Origin of the sequence: Paenibacillus soyae (assembly GCF_024623455.1) — a bacterium.
Taxonomy (GTDB): domain Bacteria; phylum Bacillota; class Bacilli; order Paenibacillales; family Paenibacillaceae; genus Pristimantibacillus; species Pristimantibacillus soyae.
On sequence record NZ_JANIPJ010000014.1, the window covers coordinates 48534 to 64533 of the forward strand.

A 16000-nucleotide genomic window follows, 5' to 3' on the forward strand; every position below is an offset into this window, starting at 1 on the left:
TCTAAAAAAGAAAAAAGGCAGGAGCGTCTATCCAACGCCCCTGCCTTACACTTATCGCCTCACCACTTCAGGTTCCGGCAAAACTTCGTTTTGACCGCAGCCTCGGCCTTGAAGCCGTTCTTCTTCAATAAGTCCTTTACCTTGGACTTCATGCTGTCGTTCTCGCCGCTGACCGCCGACTCCTCCGGACTCATCGCGTCATAGCTGAACGGTCCCGCCTCGGCTTTTGCTATGATCCCGTCTCCCCGGCAGCCCGTGTCGAAGTCATAAGCAAACTTGTAGCCAGCGGTTAAGTTCACTACCCCTAACGTCGCTTTGCCCGTTATTTCCATGGTCAGCTCGTTCTTGGATATGCCCTCGAACGGTGAAATCTCGGTTCCACCGCCTACGCCGAAGCCGACCTCAGCGCAAGCGGAGACGCCTTCGTGCGAGATGCAAACCTTGCCTCCGCCGCCGACTCCCGAATAGACCGACCCGCCTACGCAGAACTGGCCGCACGGGTCGCGGAACATGATCGGGTTGTTGTTGACGTAAGCGTACATATTCGCTTGGCCGCTCTCCAGAAGGAGCGGATCGCGGGCCGTCCACCGTCCGGACAGCGGATCGTAGTCGCGGGCGCCGAACCGCACGAGCCCCGTATCGCGGTCCTCGATGCCGCCCGCATAACCGATCACGAGCTCGAATGCCGGATTCGAGTCGGACAGCAGCCTGCCGAAGCCGTCGTAACGCAGCTCCTTGACGAGCGCACCGCCGGTATCCAGCACTTTGCTCGGCGTGCCGACCGCGTCGGCGATAACGTAATAGCGGGTGCCCGCCGTCTCCATGCCGATCAGGAGACCCATCTCGTTATAATAGTATTGAGTAACCGCGCCATCCGGCGCGACGCTTGCGGTGAGCAGGTTCGGCGCCTCCGGATTGCCGTACACATACCCTGTCGAACGACCTTCACCATCGTCCTTGGCCACTCTTCTGCCTAAGCCGTCATAGGTGTACTTGTAGGTAACTCCGCTTATCGTTGCCTCCAGCAGCTCGCCTCGCGCGCCGTAGCGGAACGCGTCTGCTCCCCGAGCCGTCATGTAGCCGTCCGCATCGAAAACATACGCCACGTCGCCCACCTGCTGCAACACGCCGTTATTGCCGTACGTGCTCGTTAAGGCTTCCGCCGCCCCAAGCTGGCTGCTTACCCGGTTTTTGTTCACATCGTAGGCGTAAGCTTCCGTTGTTGTTACACCGCCGCCATCCGTCCGGGTCACACCTGTCAGCTGGCCGTCGGCGTCGTAATCGTAATGGACCGTCTCCGTCCCGCTTGCCGAACGAATCGTGACGTCCGTAACGAAGCCTCTAAGGTCATACGCGTATTCCTCTCGGTACACCTCATTGCCTTGCAGCACATAGGCCGTGCTGGCCAGCTTCCCGTACTCGTCGTAGCCGAGCCGAATATCCATCGCGCCGTCGCTCATGGAGCCAACCGCCCGAAGCGGTCCGCTGCGGGCGAACTGGAACGGCCCGTACCGGGTCAGATTATCGTCTCGGTCATACTGCATGGCCGTGCTCGCGACCGTATCCCCTATCGTCATGTTCATCGCCGTTAAATTAAAGAAATCATCGTAATCGTACGCGAAGCTTGCGTTCACTTTGCCGGAGAGCTCCATGGACGACACGTTCTCCCCGCTGTAGCCATAAGCGATGGATTGGTTTCTCGCCGCGTCGGCAGGCATGGCGCTTACGATCGCCGCTGCGAAATCGGAGCTGCCCTCGTAAGAAAACGTCCGCAAAATATCGGCATCGTTCATCGCGATCGGCCGTCTTCCTCCCTCGGTCTCCAGAACGTGGCTGACCGTCCGGCCACTAGCCAATCGGGATTCCGTGATGCTTCCTCCATGGTCATACTCGGATTCGGTCCACGGCGCAGACTCCTGCGGCCCGAAGCCTTCGAATTGACCCAGCGCGTTGTAGGTTTGACCGTAGCCGCTTCCGTCCGGCATCGTCAGTCCCGTCAGCTGGCCAAGCTCGTCATACGTCTGGCCATACGTCTTGCTGCCCGGCGTCGTTACGGACAGAATGCGGCCCGCTTCGTCATAGGTATACGACTTGACGCTGCCGTGCGCATCCTCCTCCTTCTCGATTAAGCCCTGCGCATTATACGTGTAAGCGACGAATTTCTCGCCTTGAACGATTCTCTCGATTCGCCCAGCCCCGTCGTACGCATATTCGATTGGATGCAGGGTCGTACCCGGCCATGCCACTCGGGCAACTTGATCCTTGGCGTTCAAATACGTTTCCGTTACGACGCCTTCCGCCGTCGTTTGCGTGAATTTGTCGGCTGCCGCATCATAGTGGATCGTGGAAATATCCCCATTCACCGTATGCCTTACCGTGTAGGACTGCAGCATGCCGCTCGCGTCCATGACGGCGGAACGCTGCTCTTGGAACGACGTCGTCGTTCCGTCCGGCGAGGTGTACGTCAGCTGGGTAACGTACGGAGTCAGTCGTCCCCACCGCGGGTCGATGCCGAACGTTTTGCGGATGACCGTGCCGTCCGGCAGCGTTGCCGTCTCGGTTCGTCCCGCCGCGCTCTCCGTAACCGTCTTATAGCCGCTCGAATCGGTGGTCGTATGAACGGTCGAGGCTTCATTTGCTGACGTTTCGTAGCGAGTTGCCCTTCCGTTCGGATCGGTGAAGGTCACGATCTCGGCATTGCCCGCAATGGATCGCTCCAGCGTTTTGACACCGCCTTTCGCATTCACTGCCTCCACCAAAAATCCAAGTTCATCGTAGCGGTAGCGACTCGTCTCCTGCTTCGGATTCGTAAGCTCCGTGAGCAAGCCGTCTCCGTATGTCATGGCAAACGCCTCTCCCGCTGGATTGACGATCGACGCCAGCTCTCCGCTGTCGCTCAGCGAGAGCGAGGTCCGCTGTCCTCCCGGCGCCACAATCGCCGTCGGATCGCCCTGCGCATTGCGTTCCACCGCGGTCACATTACCGTAGCGGTCGGTGACGGAAATCAGTCTTCCCTCGGCGTCGTACCCAAAGCTGGTTTCCACGACGCCGGTCAAGGCGCTTCTCGTCATCACATGCCGTCCGGTCTCCTGATCGAACTCGTAGATCTGCATGCCGTCCTCCGACGGGATTCGGTAATGGCTGGCATCCACGCGGTAGAACAGTCTGCCGCCCTTGGTATTTCGATGCTGGACCCCCATATAGAATTCGCCCTCCGGTCCAATGCCCAGCAGCGAAATGGGAACCTTGCCCCCGGTCGCCCCATTCTCATTAACGACCTTCCTCTGAACGTTCGCCATGAAATCCGAGAGCACTTCTTGCAGGATGCCGTCCGGTGTTATGGTATAAAGCTTGTTCTGATCAGGCTCTACGAAATAAAGCTCGCCGTTCGGGCCCACTACCAGATCGCTGGCATAAAAAACGGCTTCAGTCGCTTTTATGCCGTCCGAAATGTTTTTGGCCGTGGTAAACACGTCGCCCGCTATATGCGTCAGCGTTCCTTCCGGCGTCAGCTCGCGGATCCGGCTTCGGTAACAACCCGGCGAGTTGCACCACTTCGAATCAAGCAAGTAGATGCTGCCGTCCGCTCCGAACTGGAATTCCGTCACGTTGCCGATATTCGTTTTGGTGGCGGCACCGCTGTCCGTCCCCCATGTATCTCTAGCGCCGAGCGCCGTCAGCACGCCGTCGGGATCCAGCTTATGAAGAGTCTGGTAATCAATGAAATAAAGGCTGCCGTCCGGCCCCATTTCGAGGTTCCGCGGGTCGATGAGATCCGTGTCGACGGCGATCTTGCCGTCCAGATTCGACGAGTAGTCGTCCGTCGTGTTACCTATGCCCGCAATTCGCGTCCACTGAAGGTCGGAAGGCTTTTTGCGATAGATCGTCTCATAGGATATATCCAGCGAATACAGGTTGTCGGCGTCGTCGACCATAATCTCGAACCATGCTTTGTTAGCGAACGAGTCGATTCGATTGACCGCGCCGTTCCTCTCCAGCTGGAACAACTCCACTCTGCCGGAATAACCTTTATTCGCCGTGAACGTCACCTTGCCGTCTCCTCCGACGATGAGGTCGCTGACGCCGTAATCCTGCGACAGAACGGCGCTTTCAGCTGCCGATGGGTCTTTTTTGTAACGAAGCTCGAAAGCATCCGTCATATATCCAGGGAGTATTCTGAACCTGCCGTCGCCGAGCGTCAGCATATTCGTATCCGGATCGTAAACATGCCAGTTGTCGAAGCTCCATCCGCCGATGCCCGCTTCCTCGTAAGGATTGGCCGGGCTGACCAGCGCTCCCTCCCAACTCTTCGACGTTCGGATCGTCTGCAGGCCTCTGGACCCGATAACGGTTGCCGTATCGCCCAGCCGCGCGAAGCTCGCTTGGAACGATTCCGGGGAAGCGTAATACTGAATATTCCAGTGATAGTCGACCGTCACTTCGTAGGGCTGACTCCCGACCAGCATTCGCCCGTACGCGTCGCGGCCGTCCCATTGGAACGTGTACGATAGATTCGGCTGCGGAGCGAAGCTGCGGGTGAACGTCCTGCCCGCGATGCGGACGGTCGCCGATATGCTTCGCAGGGAATCCGGGAGCTCGGTGTCGTCGCTTAGCGGAATGTCCAGGCTCGATTTGTCCGCGTAGCCCTCAGTCCGCTTGCTTTGGTACATCAAGTCGAGATTCGTACCCGCCACAGGCAGGCGCTCGCCCAAGCTCTGGTCCTGACAGCCGATAATCGAACCCTTCTCCGGGCACGGATCCTTTTCTTTTTCGATTTTGGCGCGTGGCTCGCGATTCGGCGGATTGATGGCGTCGGCCGGCGGGCCGTAAGGCCAGTTGCAGTCCCAAGGCGTGAAGTGGGCAATCGGCACGCGCCACAAGCTTTTGCCCGCGGAATACAGCTTGGCGAGCTCCACTCGTTCTTCTTCCGTCATGCCGATCGCGGTTAGCTCTGCCCCGTCGTCCGCGGCGCCATCTCCGTCTACGTCGACGGATGCCATGCCTCCGGCGGTGTCCACGATACCGATAATCACGCCGTTGTCCGACGGCACCCAGTTCGCCGCCTCGCGGTCGTAATAGCCGATCGGCACCGTCTCCCCTACGGGAAATTCCAGGAAGTTATCGACGTAGTAATAGAGCGGCTTGCTGAACGTAACCTCCGTCGCGTCCGCTTCGATCGCCTCGTCGGCGGACAGCTCTACCGCGTACGTATACCCAACGAATGACGGCAACTCGCCCGGCATGGCCGATAATCCGTTCTCCCCCACCGTGTATTCGGTCGCGCGGAAATGAATTTCGGGCAGCCACCGCTCGGTGCCGTCCGGCAGCTTCATCGTTGCCGACGTGCCCGGCGGAACGATCAGCGTGCCTTGTCTCGTGCCGTCCGCATCCGATACCGGACTGCTTTGGGCGACTTGGTAGACGCCCGAGCCGTTAAGACCGATCGTCGTCACCTTCGTGTCGTAAGCGAGCAGCGTCACGTCCGGAAGCTCCTCGAACTCTTCCCAGTTCGTTTCTATTTTGCGTTGGGCTTCCATGAAGCCTTCCCGTTCGTACTCGACCGTCAGCTCGCCTCCGCCGTTCACGGCCAAGTCGAACATGCCGTCGGCCCGGGTATACGTCTGACCCAGCTCGCCATGCCCCAACACGGAAACCTTCACCCCCGGGAGCGGCCGGTTATCGGCATCGAGTACCTTCCCCCGGAGAACCGCGATGCGATCCAGCTCGATTGCTCCGGTGGCAACGCCTGATTGGATCGGGTCCTCTCCTTCATATAGGAAAGCGGACATGTCGGCCATTGTCGCCGGTCCCGTCAGCGGGAGCTGCTCCGCAATCGTGGCCGGATCAGGCGGCAGCTGGACCTCGCCGGCGGCTGGCGTCAGCGTAATCGACGCAGAGCGCGGCGACTCCGATCCGGCGGTGTTGTAAGCCGTCACGGCGAACGCGTACGTCGTGCCGTTGCTCAAGCCGGTTACGGTGCGGCTCGCGGATGCTCCAATATCCGTGCCGGCGTCCCACGTGGCGCCGCCGTCCATTGACCTGTACACTCGGTAGCCCGCCGCTCCGTTCGCGGACCAGCTCAGCGCGACAGAGGCATTGAATGCTTCTCCGGCAAGCCCTGTCGGCGTGGAAGGCGTCGGCGAGCCGCTCGGGTTCGGGGAGCTCGTTGCCGTTGCCGTCGCCGTCGCCGTCGGGCTCGGCGACACTGTCGCGGTCGGCGTCGCGGTTGCTGTCGGGCCTGTGGTGGGGACGGTGCTTGGTCCCGGCTGGCCCCCGCCAGGCACTCTTGTATCCGTAAACGAGAACGTTCCGAGATTAAGCGTTTCGCCTGCGGCCGGCGCTTTGATCGTTCCCTGCAGCTCGTTATATTGGCAATCGCATTCCTTCTGCTGCGGCTTCGGCTTGCCGATCAGCTTAAGGCTTGCCGGAATGTCGGAGTAGCCCAGTACGTTATCGGGAGTTCCCGCTGTCTCCAGCCTATTTTGAATAACCTGGTCCTCTATTAAGGTTAGCTCGTACTCACGGTTCGGAAGCACGTAGGCCCGGAAGCCGCCGTCTGGACCGGTAACTGCGAAGAACGTCGGGTTCGTCGTGAAGACAGCGGCATATCCGGCCGCGTGTTGGCCATCCGCTTGCTTCAGCTTCCCTTGAATGATGGCCGCTTCGCCTGCCTCCAGCCGGAAAAGACGGTTAGAGCGGCTGAACGTGGCGGCTTCATTCGCAATCTTCGTCCCCTTCCACCCGTTGAGCTCCAGCTTGCCGTAAGGCGCGAACGTCCAATATAGGCCGAGGGCATTTGTTCTGCCCCAGCGGCTGACGGCCTGTTTTCCTTTTTCGTGCGTCGTTACGACCGCATCTTGGAGCGGCATGCCTGCCTGGTCCGATACATGCGCGGCCATCAGGTGAAGCTTACGCTCCTGCATCCACTCCCATATGCGATAAATAATAACCGCCGCCTGCGCCCGAGTGAGCACGGCTTCGCCGCGGAACGTGCCGTCCTCGTAGCCTTGCAGCCATTCCTCCGAGCTGACCGCCTGCACGGCTTCGTCTGCCCATTCAGGTATGCGGCCGCCGTCTCGGTACGTTTTGGCTTGGTTGTTGTTGGAATCCGTCCCAAGCTGCAGCAGCTCGCCGATGAAATAAGCGGCTTCCTGCCTCGTCGCCGGTTTCTTGCCGTCGTAAGCGCCAAACGGCACCTTGTTGGTTATGGCCTCCTTGACAATGGATGCCAGCTCTTCGTTCTGTACGCTCCCTTTGCTGCCGTCAAGACGCAGCAGCAGCGTCAGCAGCTCATCCCGCGTCACGGTGCGCTCCGGCTTAAACAATCCGTCGGCGTAGCCGCGAATAATCCCCTCCGCGCCGAGCTCCTTAATCTCCTCCTCGGCCCAGCTAGGGAGCTTCTCTCCCTTCGCGGGCTTCCATCCGCTGCTTGCCGCTTCCGCGCCCGTCGGCCAGCCTGCCGGCATTAGCAGCAGCAGGCACAGAAATACCAGCACCGCCCGGGCAAGCCTATGCTTCTTCCTCATCCCATCATCCGCCTCCATCTACATTCGTTTGCTTAGTCATAACAAATTGTAGAAGAAGGAGGAAGCTGCCAGTAGTTACAGGCTGTCATCCATTTTGTCACGGGGCGTCACGGGTGTCACGAGTCGCAGGTTCGGGTCAGCAAGCATGTCCAATTGGGGGCGGGCAGCAACGATCCCTCGTGTCGCTATCGCTCCCCGCCCCGCCCTCCCCGCACCTGCAACGATCCCTCGTGTCGCTATCGCAGCCCGCACCGCCTTCCCCGCACCTGCAACGATCCCTCGTGTCGCTATCGCTCCCCGCCCCGCCCTCCTCGCACCTGCAACGATCCCTCGTGTCGCTATCGCCGCCCCCCAAGCGCCAAAAAGGCCCTCCGCATAAAATCGCGGAAGGCCCCAAATCGCAGCTACTATAACCCGAGCCGCTGTCCTCTCTCCAGCCGCCTGATCTGCTGCTCGCCGCTGTCGGCGAGCTCCCGGAACTGCAGGATCGTCTCCCTCATGCGAGGAAGAGCCTCCTGCTTGTAAGTGCTGATCGATTCGAGCGCCGCCAGCACGTCCGAGAACGCCTGCTTCATCGTCTCGACCGACACGCTCGCCTCCAGCGCCTGCTTGTGAATGACCGCGCCCTGCTCCTTCAGCATTCTGGAGGTGCCGCTGATCAGCATGTCGGTCGTCTGGTTCAGCAGCTCGATCTTCTGCAGAACAATGCGCTGGTTGTACAGCGCGCTCGCCACCGTCACCGATATTTTCAGAGCCGACACCGTCACGTTCCTCGCCCTGTCCACGCCGCGGATCAGCTCCTTGTTGTTGCGGACGACGACCTCGATCGCCATGATGCCCTGCTGGTTGACGACCAGCATCTGCTGAAGGTCCATGACGCGCTGCCGCAGCGGGAAGAGCACCTCCTCCGTAATAAAACGAATCTTATCCTCCGACTCCCCCCGTGCCTTCGCCGCCTCCAGCTGCCGCTCGATCTCCGCGTCCATCATCAGGCCGAGCTGGATTTCCTTCTGCAGCCTCTTCGTCAGCTCCCGCAGCGCCTGCTGCTCAAGCTCCAGCGTCGTATTGTCGTTGCGCAGGACGGCCTTGCCCTTATCGAGAGACACAATGATGTCCGAGATGACCTCGTCCGCCTTCTGGTACTTCGCGAAGTAGCCGCGCAGCGGGTGAAAAAACTTGCCGAACAGTCCGCTCTTGGCAAAATCGATCGCGCTCGGATCGAGGTCCTTCAGCTGGTGATGGAGCTCCGTCAACCCTCTGGCCACTTGGCCTCCGTCATCGCCCGTTTTCGCCAAATTCGCGACCGACACCTGCAGCAGGTTGTTTTTGTCCGAGGACGACCGCATCGTGTTCATGCCGAAGCTGTCCATGGCGCCCAAGATCGCCTTACGCTTCTCGAGCGACTCCAGATCAAGCTCCAGTATAGCGGCAACGTTGCTCACGGCCAGCTCCTTCAGCTTCTTTACTTCCTGCGGCTCCGGCTTCACTTCCTCCTCGATGACGGTCTTCAGCTCCTCCGGACTGATCACTTCCATCGTAAACGACATCCCCATGCCCCCTTTTTATTCGAGCAAAATAAACCTACATCTGCACATTCAACAGCTGCCCGATTTTGTACACCACATCCTCCGTATCCGCGTTGATGCTGGCGGCTTCGTTAATGCCGGAAATGCTCTGGAGCGCCTTAATATTGGCGTTATAGCCGATCGTGTAGACCGGGATTTCGAACGTCTCGATCAGCCCCCGGATATCGTTCAGCGAATGGCCTTCGTTCGTTTCGCCGTCGCTCAAGACGAAGACGACGGGTTTGACGTCGGGATTTGCCGCCAGTTCGTCCTGCAGCATTTTCATCGCGACCACGATGCCGTCGAAGGTAGCCGTTCCCCCCCCCGCCGTCAGGCTGTTCACCGCGCCCACGAACATCGACTGCTGATTCGCGTCGTATCGTCCGATCGGGAGACGGATCGAGACGTCGTCGGAATACGAGACGAAGCCTATGCTGTTCTCGCGCCCGAGGTACTTCTGCCCGCTGAGCAGCGACTCCTTGAGACGGTGCAGCGGCTCGCCGTCCATACTGCCCGATACGTCGGCCACGAATACGGCGGCGATCGGCTTGCTACCGTTCTTCTTCTCCTTCCACAGCTTCTGCGCGGCGGTCAGCGTATTCCCGTCCACGGCGGACAGCTCCGGCCGGTAATCGTCGAGGCCGTTAAAGCCCTTCTCCCCGGCAAGCCGCTGATACTCTGCCCCTGCCGCGAATTCGGCGAATCTCCGCATAATCTCCTTCTTCTCCGGCGACACGTCCCCGATCGCATACAGCGGGCTGTCATGCCGGAAGCCGAACGGGGTAAACACGTAGCCGCTCTGCAAATCCGCCGAGTTCTGAAACGTCTGGTATTCGAGCACGAACGCGTCCAGCATCCCGGTCTTGGCCGCCTCCCGCATCTGAAGCGTTGTCGAAGCAATAAAGGGAACGCCCTCCTGGAACCGCTCGAAGCCTTGCACCGCCTTCTCCCCGAGCAGGTTCGAATGATCGAACGTTTCGAGCGCCGTCACGAGAAAATTAAGCCCCGTCGAGCTTGCGAACGGATCCGTGTAGCCCATCGCCAGCTCGCCCGCCGCGATGGCATCCGTCAGCGTCTTGACGTTCAGCGCGCCGTACTTGCCGATCAGCTCCTCGTATTTGCTCTTGCTGGTGACAATGCCCGCGACGTTGCCGGTCAGCCGGCTCGCGATCATCTCCGCTCCGACTCCGTGCGCTCTGACCATCTCGCCCCACAGCTCGTTCGAAGGCGTGAAGGCGTCCGGCATGTATTTGCCCGACCGTATGTAATCCGTTGCCGTACCCGAGGCGATGTTGCGAATCCGAACCGATACGGTCTTCCCGTCGACCTCGATTCCCGCCGCGTTGAACGCCTCCGCCACTTCGTTCAGCCAACCATCGTTACCCGTTCCGGACTTCTCCGTAGATGAAAAAATTTCGACGTAGCTATCCGTCGAATTCGTCACGGACACGGGAAACTTCGAAATATCCGGCAGCGTGTCGCCGACCTCCGCCGGATCGAGATCGATGGACCCTTTGACGGTTGGTTCGACCGTCACGCGAATGTCGCCATATAATCGGTCAAGCCGCTTCGCCGCGTCTTCCGCCGTAATCTGCGTATCGGTCTTGCCGAAGTCGGCCGTCAGTCGGATGCCGTAATAGACGAGCGCGAATACCAGACACGCGATCAGGCCAAGCACCATTACCGTCTTGCCTCGTCCTCCCATCCTCCCCCCTCCTTTCATGGCTTATAAAATTTCGTCTGCTGGATCAGCACGTCGATCTCCTTCATGCAGGCCATCTCCATCACGTCGCGGTGGTCCGCCAAGCTCAGCTTCGTAATTTCTAGAAGCAACTGGTCCAGCTTCAGCAGAATGCCTTCGTTTGCGCTCAGACATCCCGTCGCGTAAACCACATATTGTTGGTATAGGGTCGTCTTCTCTTGAATAAGCTGGTCAGAGCGATGTGGACTAGCGTCCCCCGGCGCACCGATGCCGGCTGCATGCACGACGCTAACCTTATTCAGAATTCCGCGCAGATGGAGGTAGAACAGCTTCTCCACCTCGGAGATGGCGGCGGAGAATTTCTGGAAGCTCAGTTCGCTCGGTTCGAACCGTCTGCTAAGCACGCCGACCAAAGCGGCTTTCTTCTTCTCCATGCGATCCATCTGATCCAAGGCGGCGGCGGCTTCCTTCCGATAAGCCTTCATCCCCTTGAATCGGCGGAAAGCTCGCAAATAATCTTCCCGGGAGAAGGCCTTGGGGCCTGACGGCAATGCCGGGGGAGGCTTGAAAATTAAGGCATGGCTGACATACACCAGCACGACGATGCTCATCACGAACACCGTTGCTCCGGCGGCGGTTTCCATGGCGTTGCTTCGGCCGATCTCGAGCCCGACGAAGCCGGGGGAGAGCAAGAAGACGTTGAGGAGCACGATGCCGGACAGGAGGCCCATTAGCTTCACCCATCTCATTCCGTTCAACGCTTTCACCACCTCCCCCTGATATTCCTAACCTATTCGGAAGCCCGGCCCGTCATGCAGAAAAGCCCCCGCTCCTTGTCCCTTAGGGACAAGCAACGGGGGCTTGTTTTTTTATGAATTACTGCTAGTTTGCTCGGTCTTCCTTAGGCGAGAATTTGCTCGATCCGCTCCAGCACGCCGGCTTCAAGAGTCACGCCTGCCGCTTTCGCGTTCTCCTCGATCTGCTCCGGACGGCTTGCGCCGACAAGTGCGCTGCTAACGTTCGGCTGGCGAAGAATCCATGCAAGCGCCAGCTGCCCAACCGTCAGATCCAGCTCGGAAGCCACCTTGGCGAGCTCTTGGACCTTCTGGATTTTCTCCTCGGTCACGCCTTTGCGCATATGCTCGAGCTTGGATGCCCGGCTGTCCGCCGGTATATCGTTAACAGAGCTATACTTGCCTGTCAGCAAGCCTTGGGCCAGCGGCGAGAACACCACTTGTCCGATGCCTCCGCGCTCTCCGTAAGGGATGACATCCTTCTCTATGTAGCGATTGAACATGTTATAGATAGGCTGATTGACGATGATGCGGTCCAGCAGATAGCGGTCCGCGATCGCGTGCGCTTCCGCCATCTGAGTTGCCGTCCACTCGCTGACGCCCACGTACAGCACTTTCCCTTGGCGTACCAGATCGTCCAGCGCGCGAAGCGTCTCCTCCATTGGAGTCTCCGGATCGTGACGGTGGCAATAGTAGATGTCGACATAATCGGTGCCGAGACGTTTCAGGCTCGCATGGCATTGCTCCATCACATGCTTGCGGGACAAGCCGCGATCGTTCGGCCCGTCGCCCATCGGCCAGAATACTTTGGTCGCAAGGACATACGATTCCCGCGGGAACGCTTTCAGAGTTTCGCCCATCAGCTTCTCCGCAGCGCCCTTCTCGTACACGTTCGCCGAATCGAAGAAATTAATGCCCAGCCCGTAAGCCGTCTGCATCGCTTTCACCGCGTTTTCGCGTTCCACATAGCCGCCGTATGTCAGCCAGCTCCCAAGGCTGATCTCGCTGACCTTCAGTCCGCTTCTGCCGAGTTTTCTATACTGCATGTTCATCGTCTCCTCTCGATTGGCTTTCCCTTCTATTCTAGTAAACGTTGGCACAATGCGAAAGTAAAAAAATCTTCATAGATGCAATGCAATTAGGCTGGCGTCATTCTCGAGTTACTTAAAAACCCCATGGGGCAAGATAGCATGAACACCTTTTACTCCGTTAACGATTTGCGTGATTCGCAAGTCGACTACCGAGCTTCCCAGAGCCATAGCCTCCACGCGATTCAATCCATGCAGCTCTCCCATTAGATCAAGCATTCCATCCAGCGCCTGGACTGTTGCTTCATTGAGATCTTCGTGAAAACCAAAGGTAATCCAACCTGTGGGAGTATTGGCGCGAGGATTTTTTATTGCCGTGTTTTCTAATACATTTACGGTTATGTCGACCAGTTCCATTGGACATTCAATGGCCTGACAGCTTATCTCCCCATCCCCCTGCAAAGCATGTCCGTCTCCGATCGACAGAAAACATCCATCAACGGGAATAGGCAAATATAGCTTGCTCCCTTTGACCAATTCCTTGCAATCTATATTCCCTCCGCAAAAACGCGGCGGCCAAGTCGCATGGATACCAGAGTCCTCCGGCGGCATTCCAACGACGCCCATGAAAGGTTTTAACGAGACAGTAAAAGGTTTACCATTGATTTCACAGGTGCCCGTCATGGTTGTATTGTTCAGCTTCCAATCAAGAATCATTTCCTGAAATTCGGTTAATTGTAATTTTTGATTTTGCCAGTTCGGATATTGACCCGCTGAAGTGAAGCCATAACCTCCAGGAATGATCTCATTAAATTCAACTTCTAATGTCATTCCTTTTTTGGCATTCGATACATAAATAGGCCCTACTAATGCATGCCCCCCGTCCATCTTCTCTCTTCTTGAGAATGGTTTAATCCGCTCCCTGTTACTTGAACCGCTTCCCCAGCCTGCATCCAATGTCTGGAATCGGACTGAATCGCCTGACGACACTTCAAGGATTGGAGATACTTCTTTTGTAAATGAACCGATAAAAGAAGCCTGAACCCATTCGATCTTATGTATAGCCATAAAAATCGCCTCCGACTATATGATGATTAATAATCCGATTTCCCAGGTTTCCATCCGACTTCTTGACTCCATCTACTTGCTTTTCTAATGATTTCCCAGAAGATTGGTTCCTTCTCCTCGACATATCGATGTCGATCATTCCGATACAGCTCCATCAGTCTATACTTGGTCGCCTCATAGTACTTTGCATCGTCGGAATGACTCCTTAAATAGTCCCTAAACAATAAAGCAAATTGCTCCGAAAAACTTCCTGCTTCTCTTATATGAATATGAGTTCTTCTCATGTTGTTGCTTTCCCTGAAATATCGCTTCGTTCTTTCCGTATTGTCCGCTCTGAAAACATACCCTAACGATTCCATTTGTCCTCGATATAAATCAACCGGCTCTAGCGATTTTACCGATATTTGAATGTCTATAATTGGCTTTGCGGCTAATCCCGAAATAGATGTTGAACCGATATGATCAATTCGAATTGCAGTGTCACCTAGTTCTTGTCGAATACGAGTACCTATCTCATTAAACTCTCGAACCCACTCCGGGTTATATGGAGTAACTATTATTGGATCCGCCATAGTTTATCCTTTCATTCTGAACCTTTATTTGTCACCAAGCTGTTCCGCCAAACCGATTAGAAGTCCTTCGGTTCCACGTATGTAGCAGAGCCGATACGAATCCTTGTACTGAACCACTTCGCCAACGAGCTCAGCACCATGCTTAATGAGTCGGGATACCAACTCGTCCATGTTTTGAACGGCGAACATGACGCGTAGATAACCAAGGGAGTTTACAGGAGCCTTCCGGTGATCCGATATAACGGGAGGAGTAAGAAAGCGAGAAAGCTCCAGCCGGCTGTGGCCGTCTGGGGTAACCATCATGGCAATCTCTACGCGCTGAGAGCCTAGTCCGGTTACGCGACCCGCCCATTCCCCTTCGACAGTGGTCCGCCCTTCAAGGGTCAAGCCAATCTCTTCGAAAAAAGAAATCGCGTCATCCAGGGATTCTACAACGATTCCGACATTGTCCATTCTTAGTAATTTACTATTTTCCACGCTTGCTCCTCCTCGCAGCTATTATAGTTTTCTTGCCTTAATTACAAAAGTTACAGGAAGCATCTTTGCTCTCCTTGCCAAATCGCTTTTATCGTCCCGCAATTGCATAATCTCATCATCAGATTGCTCAATCAGTTTCTCAATTACAAATCCCGCTTTCGCCAGAGCGTTCACATAGGTTGATAGCATACGGTCCGCTAATAATAGCTCGCCTTCATCAACGGCTACCGGATACCAAGCTTCATCGAAATAACTCTTTCTAAAAACAAACCTGCCATCATCTTCAGTAACACATCGGTGTATAGGATGAGACCAACTGAAAATAAATACGCCGTCTTTTTTTAGATAAGAAGCGATCCGGCGAAAGGTACCTTCAAGGTCAGTTGTCCAACCGATGGCATAAATCGAATACACATAGTCAAAATAATCCTCCGGTATGCCGCATTCTTCTTCCATGGGAGAACAGATGAATTTTGCCGATAGACCGTGTGACTCCAAGTGCTGCGCTGCCTTTTCGATTTGTTTTTCCGATATATCCACAGCCCATAACTCAGATGCGCCGCGTTCCCCTTGGTACTGCAAGGAGCGGCCGTTGCCGCAGCCGATCTCCAGTAGCTTTTTTCCTGAAATATCGCCAAAGAGCTGGTGTTTTTCTTCCGAGATGAACCACCCATAATAAGGAAGTGTAATGGCTTTTAAGAAGTCATTGCCTTTCGTATCCCAGTAGATGCTGTTTGTCTTATGAATGACATTCTTATTCATGTTTTCCGGAATGGCTACGCCAACCTCGCCACCGCCATTACTGATTAATCTGTTTACAGACTTCTCGTCCATGAAGACACCTTCTTCAGTAATAGTTTCTAATTCAGATTTGCAATAGTTGAGTACTCATAGAAGTGTTGTCTGCTCATTCCAAATCTAATTATATAAATCCTAAAGAAGCTTGGGCTACTTGTAAAAATCTTCACTTCTCAGATCCATCAAGTAATTGTACGTCTTCCATACCGGGTATTTTCTTGTTGTATTCTCAAGTCACAAGTCTTCAACCATCATTTAAAGTTTACTTTTTTCCAATTGTGTAATCATATTTTTTAAAAAGAAGCCGAGTGCTACAAACACTCGGCAGACAAATGACTTGAATGGGATGTCCCTTTAAGTTGTTAAAGGAAATAGAACCTACCTGGGGCGCTAACCATTTAGTGTGTTCTTACTTTTTCTTGAAGTTATTCGAGATGTATGTGAGTAGTGCAAGAATAATAAATCCGAAC

Annotated in this window: 9 protein-coding genes; all 9 read right to left on the bottom strand. The window is 56.0% G+C overall.

Features of this window, described 5'->3' with window-relative positions:
• Nucleotides 1-59: 59 nt before the first annotated feature.
• The 9 genes from NQZ67_RS18800 to NQZ67_RS18840 all read right to left on the bottom strand — a co-directional run bounded on the left by NQZ67_RS18800 (nt 60) and on the right by NQZ67_RS18840 (nt 15566).
• Nucleotides 60-7526 (bottom strand): S-layer homology domain-containing protein, encoded by a 7467-nt coding sequence (locus NQZ67_RS18800; protein ID WP_257448924.1) that lies wholly within the window; start codon nt 7524-7526, stop codon nt 60-62.
• A gap of 407 nt (nt 7527-7933) precedes the next feature.
• Nucleotides 7934-9073, bottom strand: a complete 1140-nt coding sequence (locus NQZ67_RS18805) for a toxic anion resistance protein (RefSeq protein ID WP_257448926.1) — start codon at nt 9071-9073, stop codon at nt 7934-7936.
• Nucleotides 9074-9107: 34 nt separating this feature from the next.
• Entirely contained in the window at nt 9108-10796 is a 1689-nt protein-coding gene (locus NQZ67_RS18810) for a vWA domain-containing protein (protein WP_257448928.1), read from the bottom strand.
• A gap of 14 nt (nt 10797-10810) precedes the next feature.
• Complete coding sequence (locus tag NQZ67_RS18815) at nt 10811-11551, bottom strand: hypothetical protein (protein ID WP_257448930.1); 741 nt, start codon at nt 11549-11551, stop codon at nt 10811-10813.
• Nucleotides 11552-11694: 143 nt separating this feature from the next.
• Nucleotides 11695-12633 carry an aldo/keto reductase family protein gene (locus NQZ67_RS18820; protein WP_257448932.1) on the bottom strand — a complete coding sequence of 313 codons (939 nt, stop codon included), beginning with the start codon at nt 12631-12633 and terminating at the stop codon, nt 11695-11697.
• A 114-nt stretch (nt 12634-12747) separates the two neighbouring features.
• Nucleotides 12748-13683 carry an acetamidase/formamidase family protein gene (locus NQZ67_RS18825; RefSeq protein WP_257448934.1) on the bottom strand — a complete coding sequence of 312 codons (936 nt, stop codon included), beginning with the start codon at nt 13681-13683 and terminating at the stop codon, nt 12748-12750.
• 26 nt (nt 13684-13709) lie between these two features.
• Complete coding sequence (locus tag NQZ67_RS18830) at nt 13710-14255, bottom strand: GrpB family protein (RefSeq protein ID WP_257448936.1); 546 nt, start codon at nt 14253-14255, stop codon at nt 13710-13712.
• A gap of 24 nt (nt 14256-14279) precedes the next feature.
• Nucleotides 14280-14732, bottom strand: a complete 453-nt coding sequence (locus NQZ67_RS18835; RefSeq protein ID WP_257448938.1) for a VOC family protein — start codon at nt 14730-14732, stop codon at nt 14280-14282.
• Nucleotides 14733-14753: 21 nt separating this feature from the next.
• Complete coding sequence (locus tag NQZ67_RS18840) at nt 14754-15566, bottom strand: class I SAM-dependent methyltransferase (protein ID WP_257448939.1); 813 nt, start codon at nt 15564-15566, stop codon at nt 14754-14756.
• Nucleotides 15567-16000: the final 434 nt, after the last annotated feature.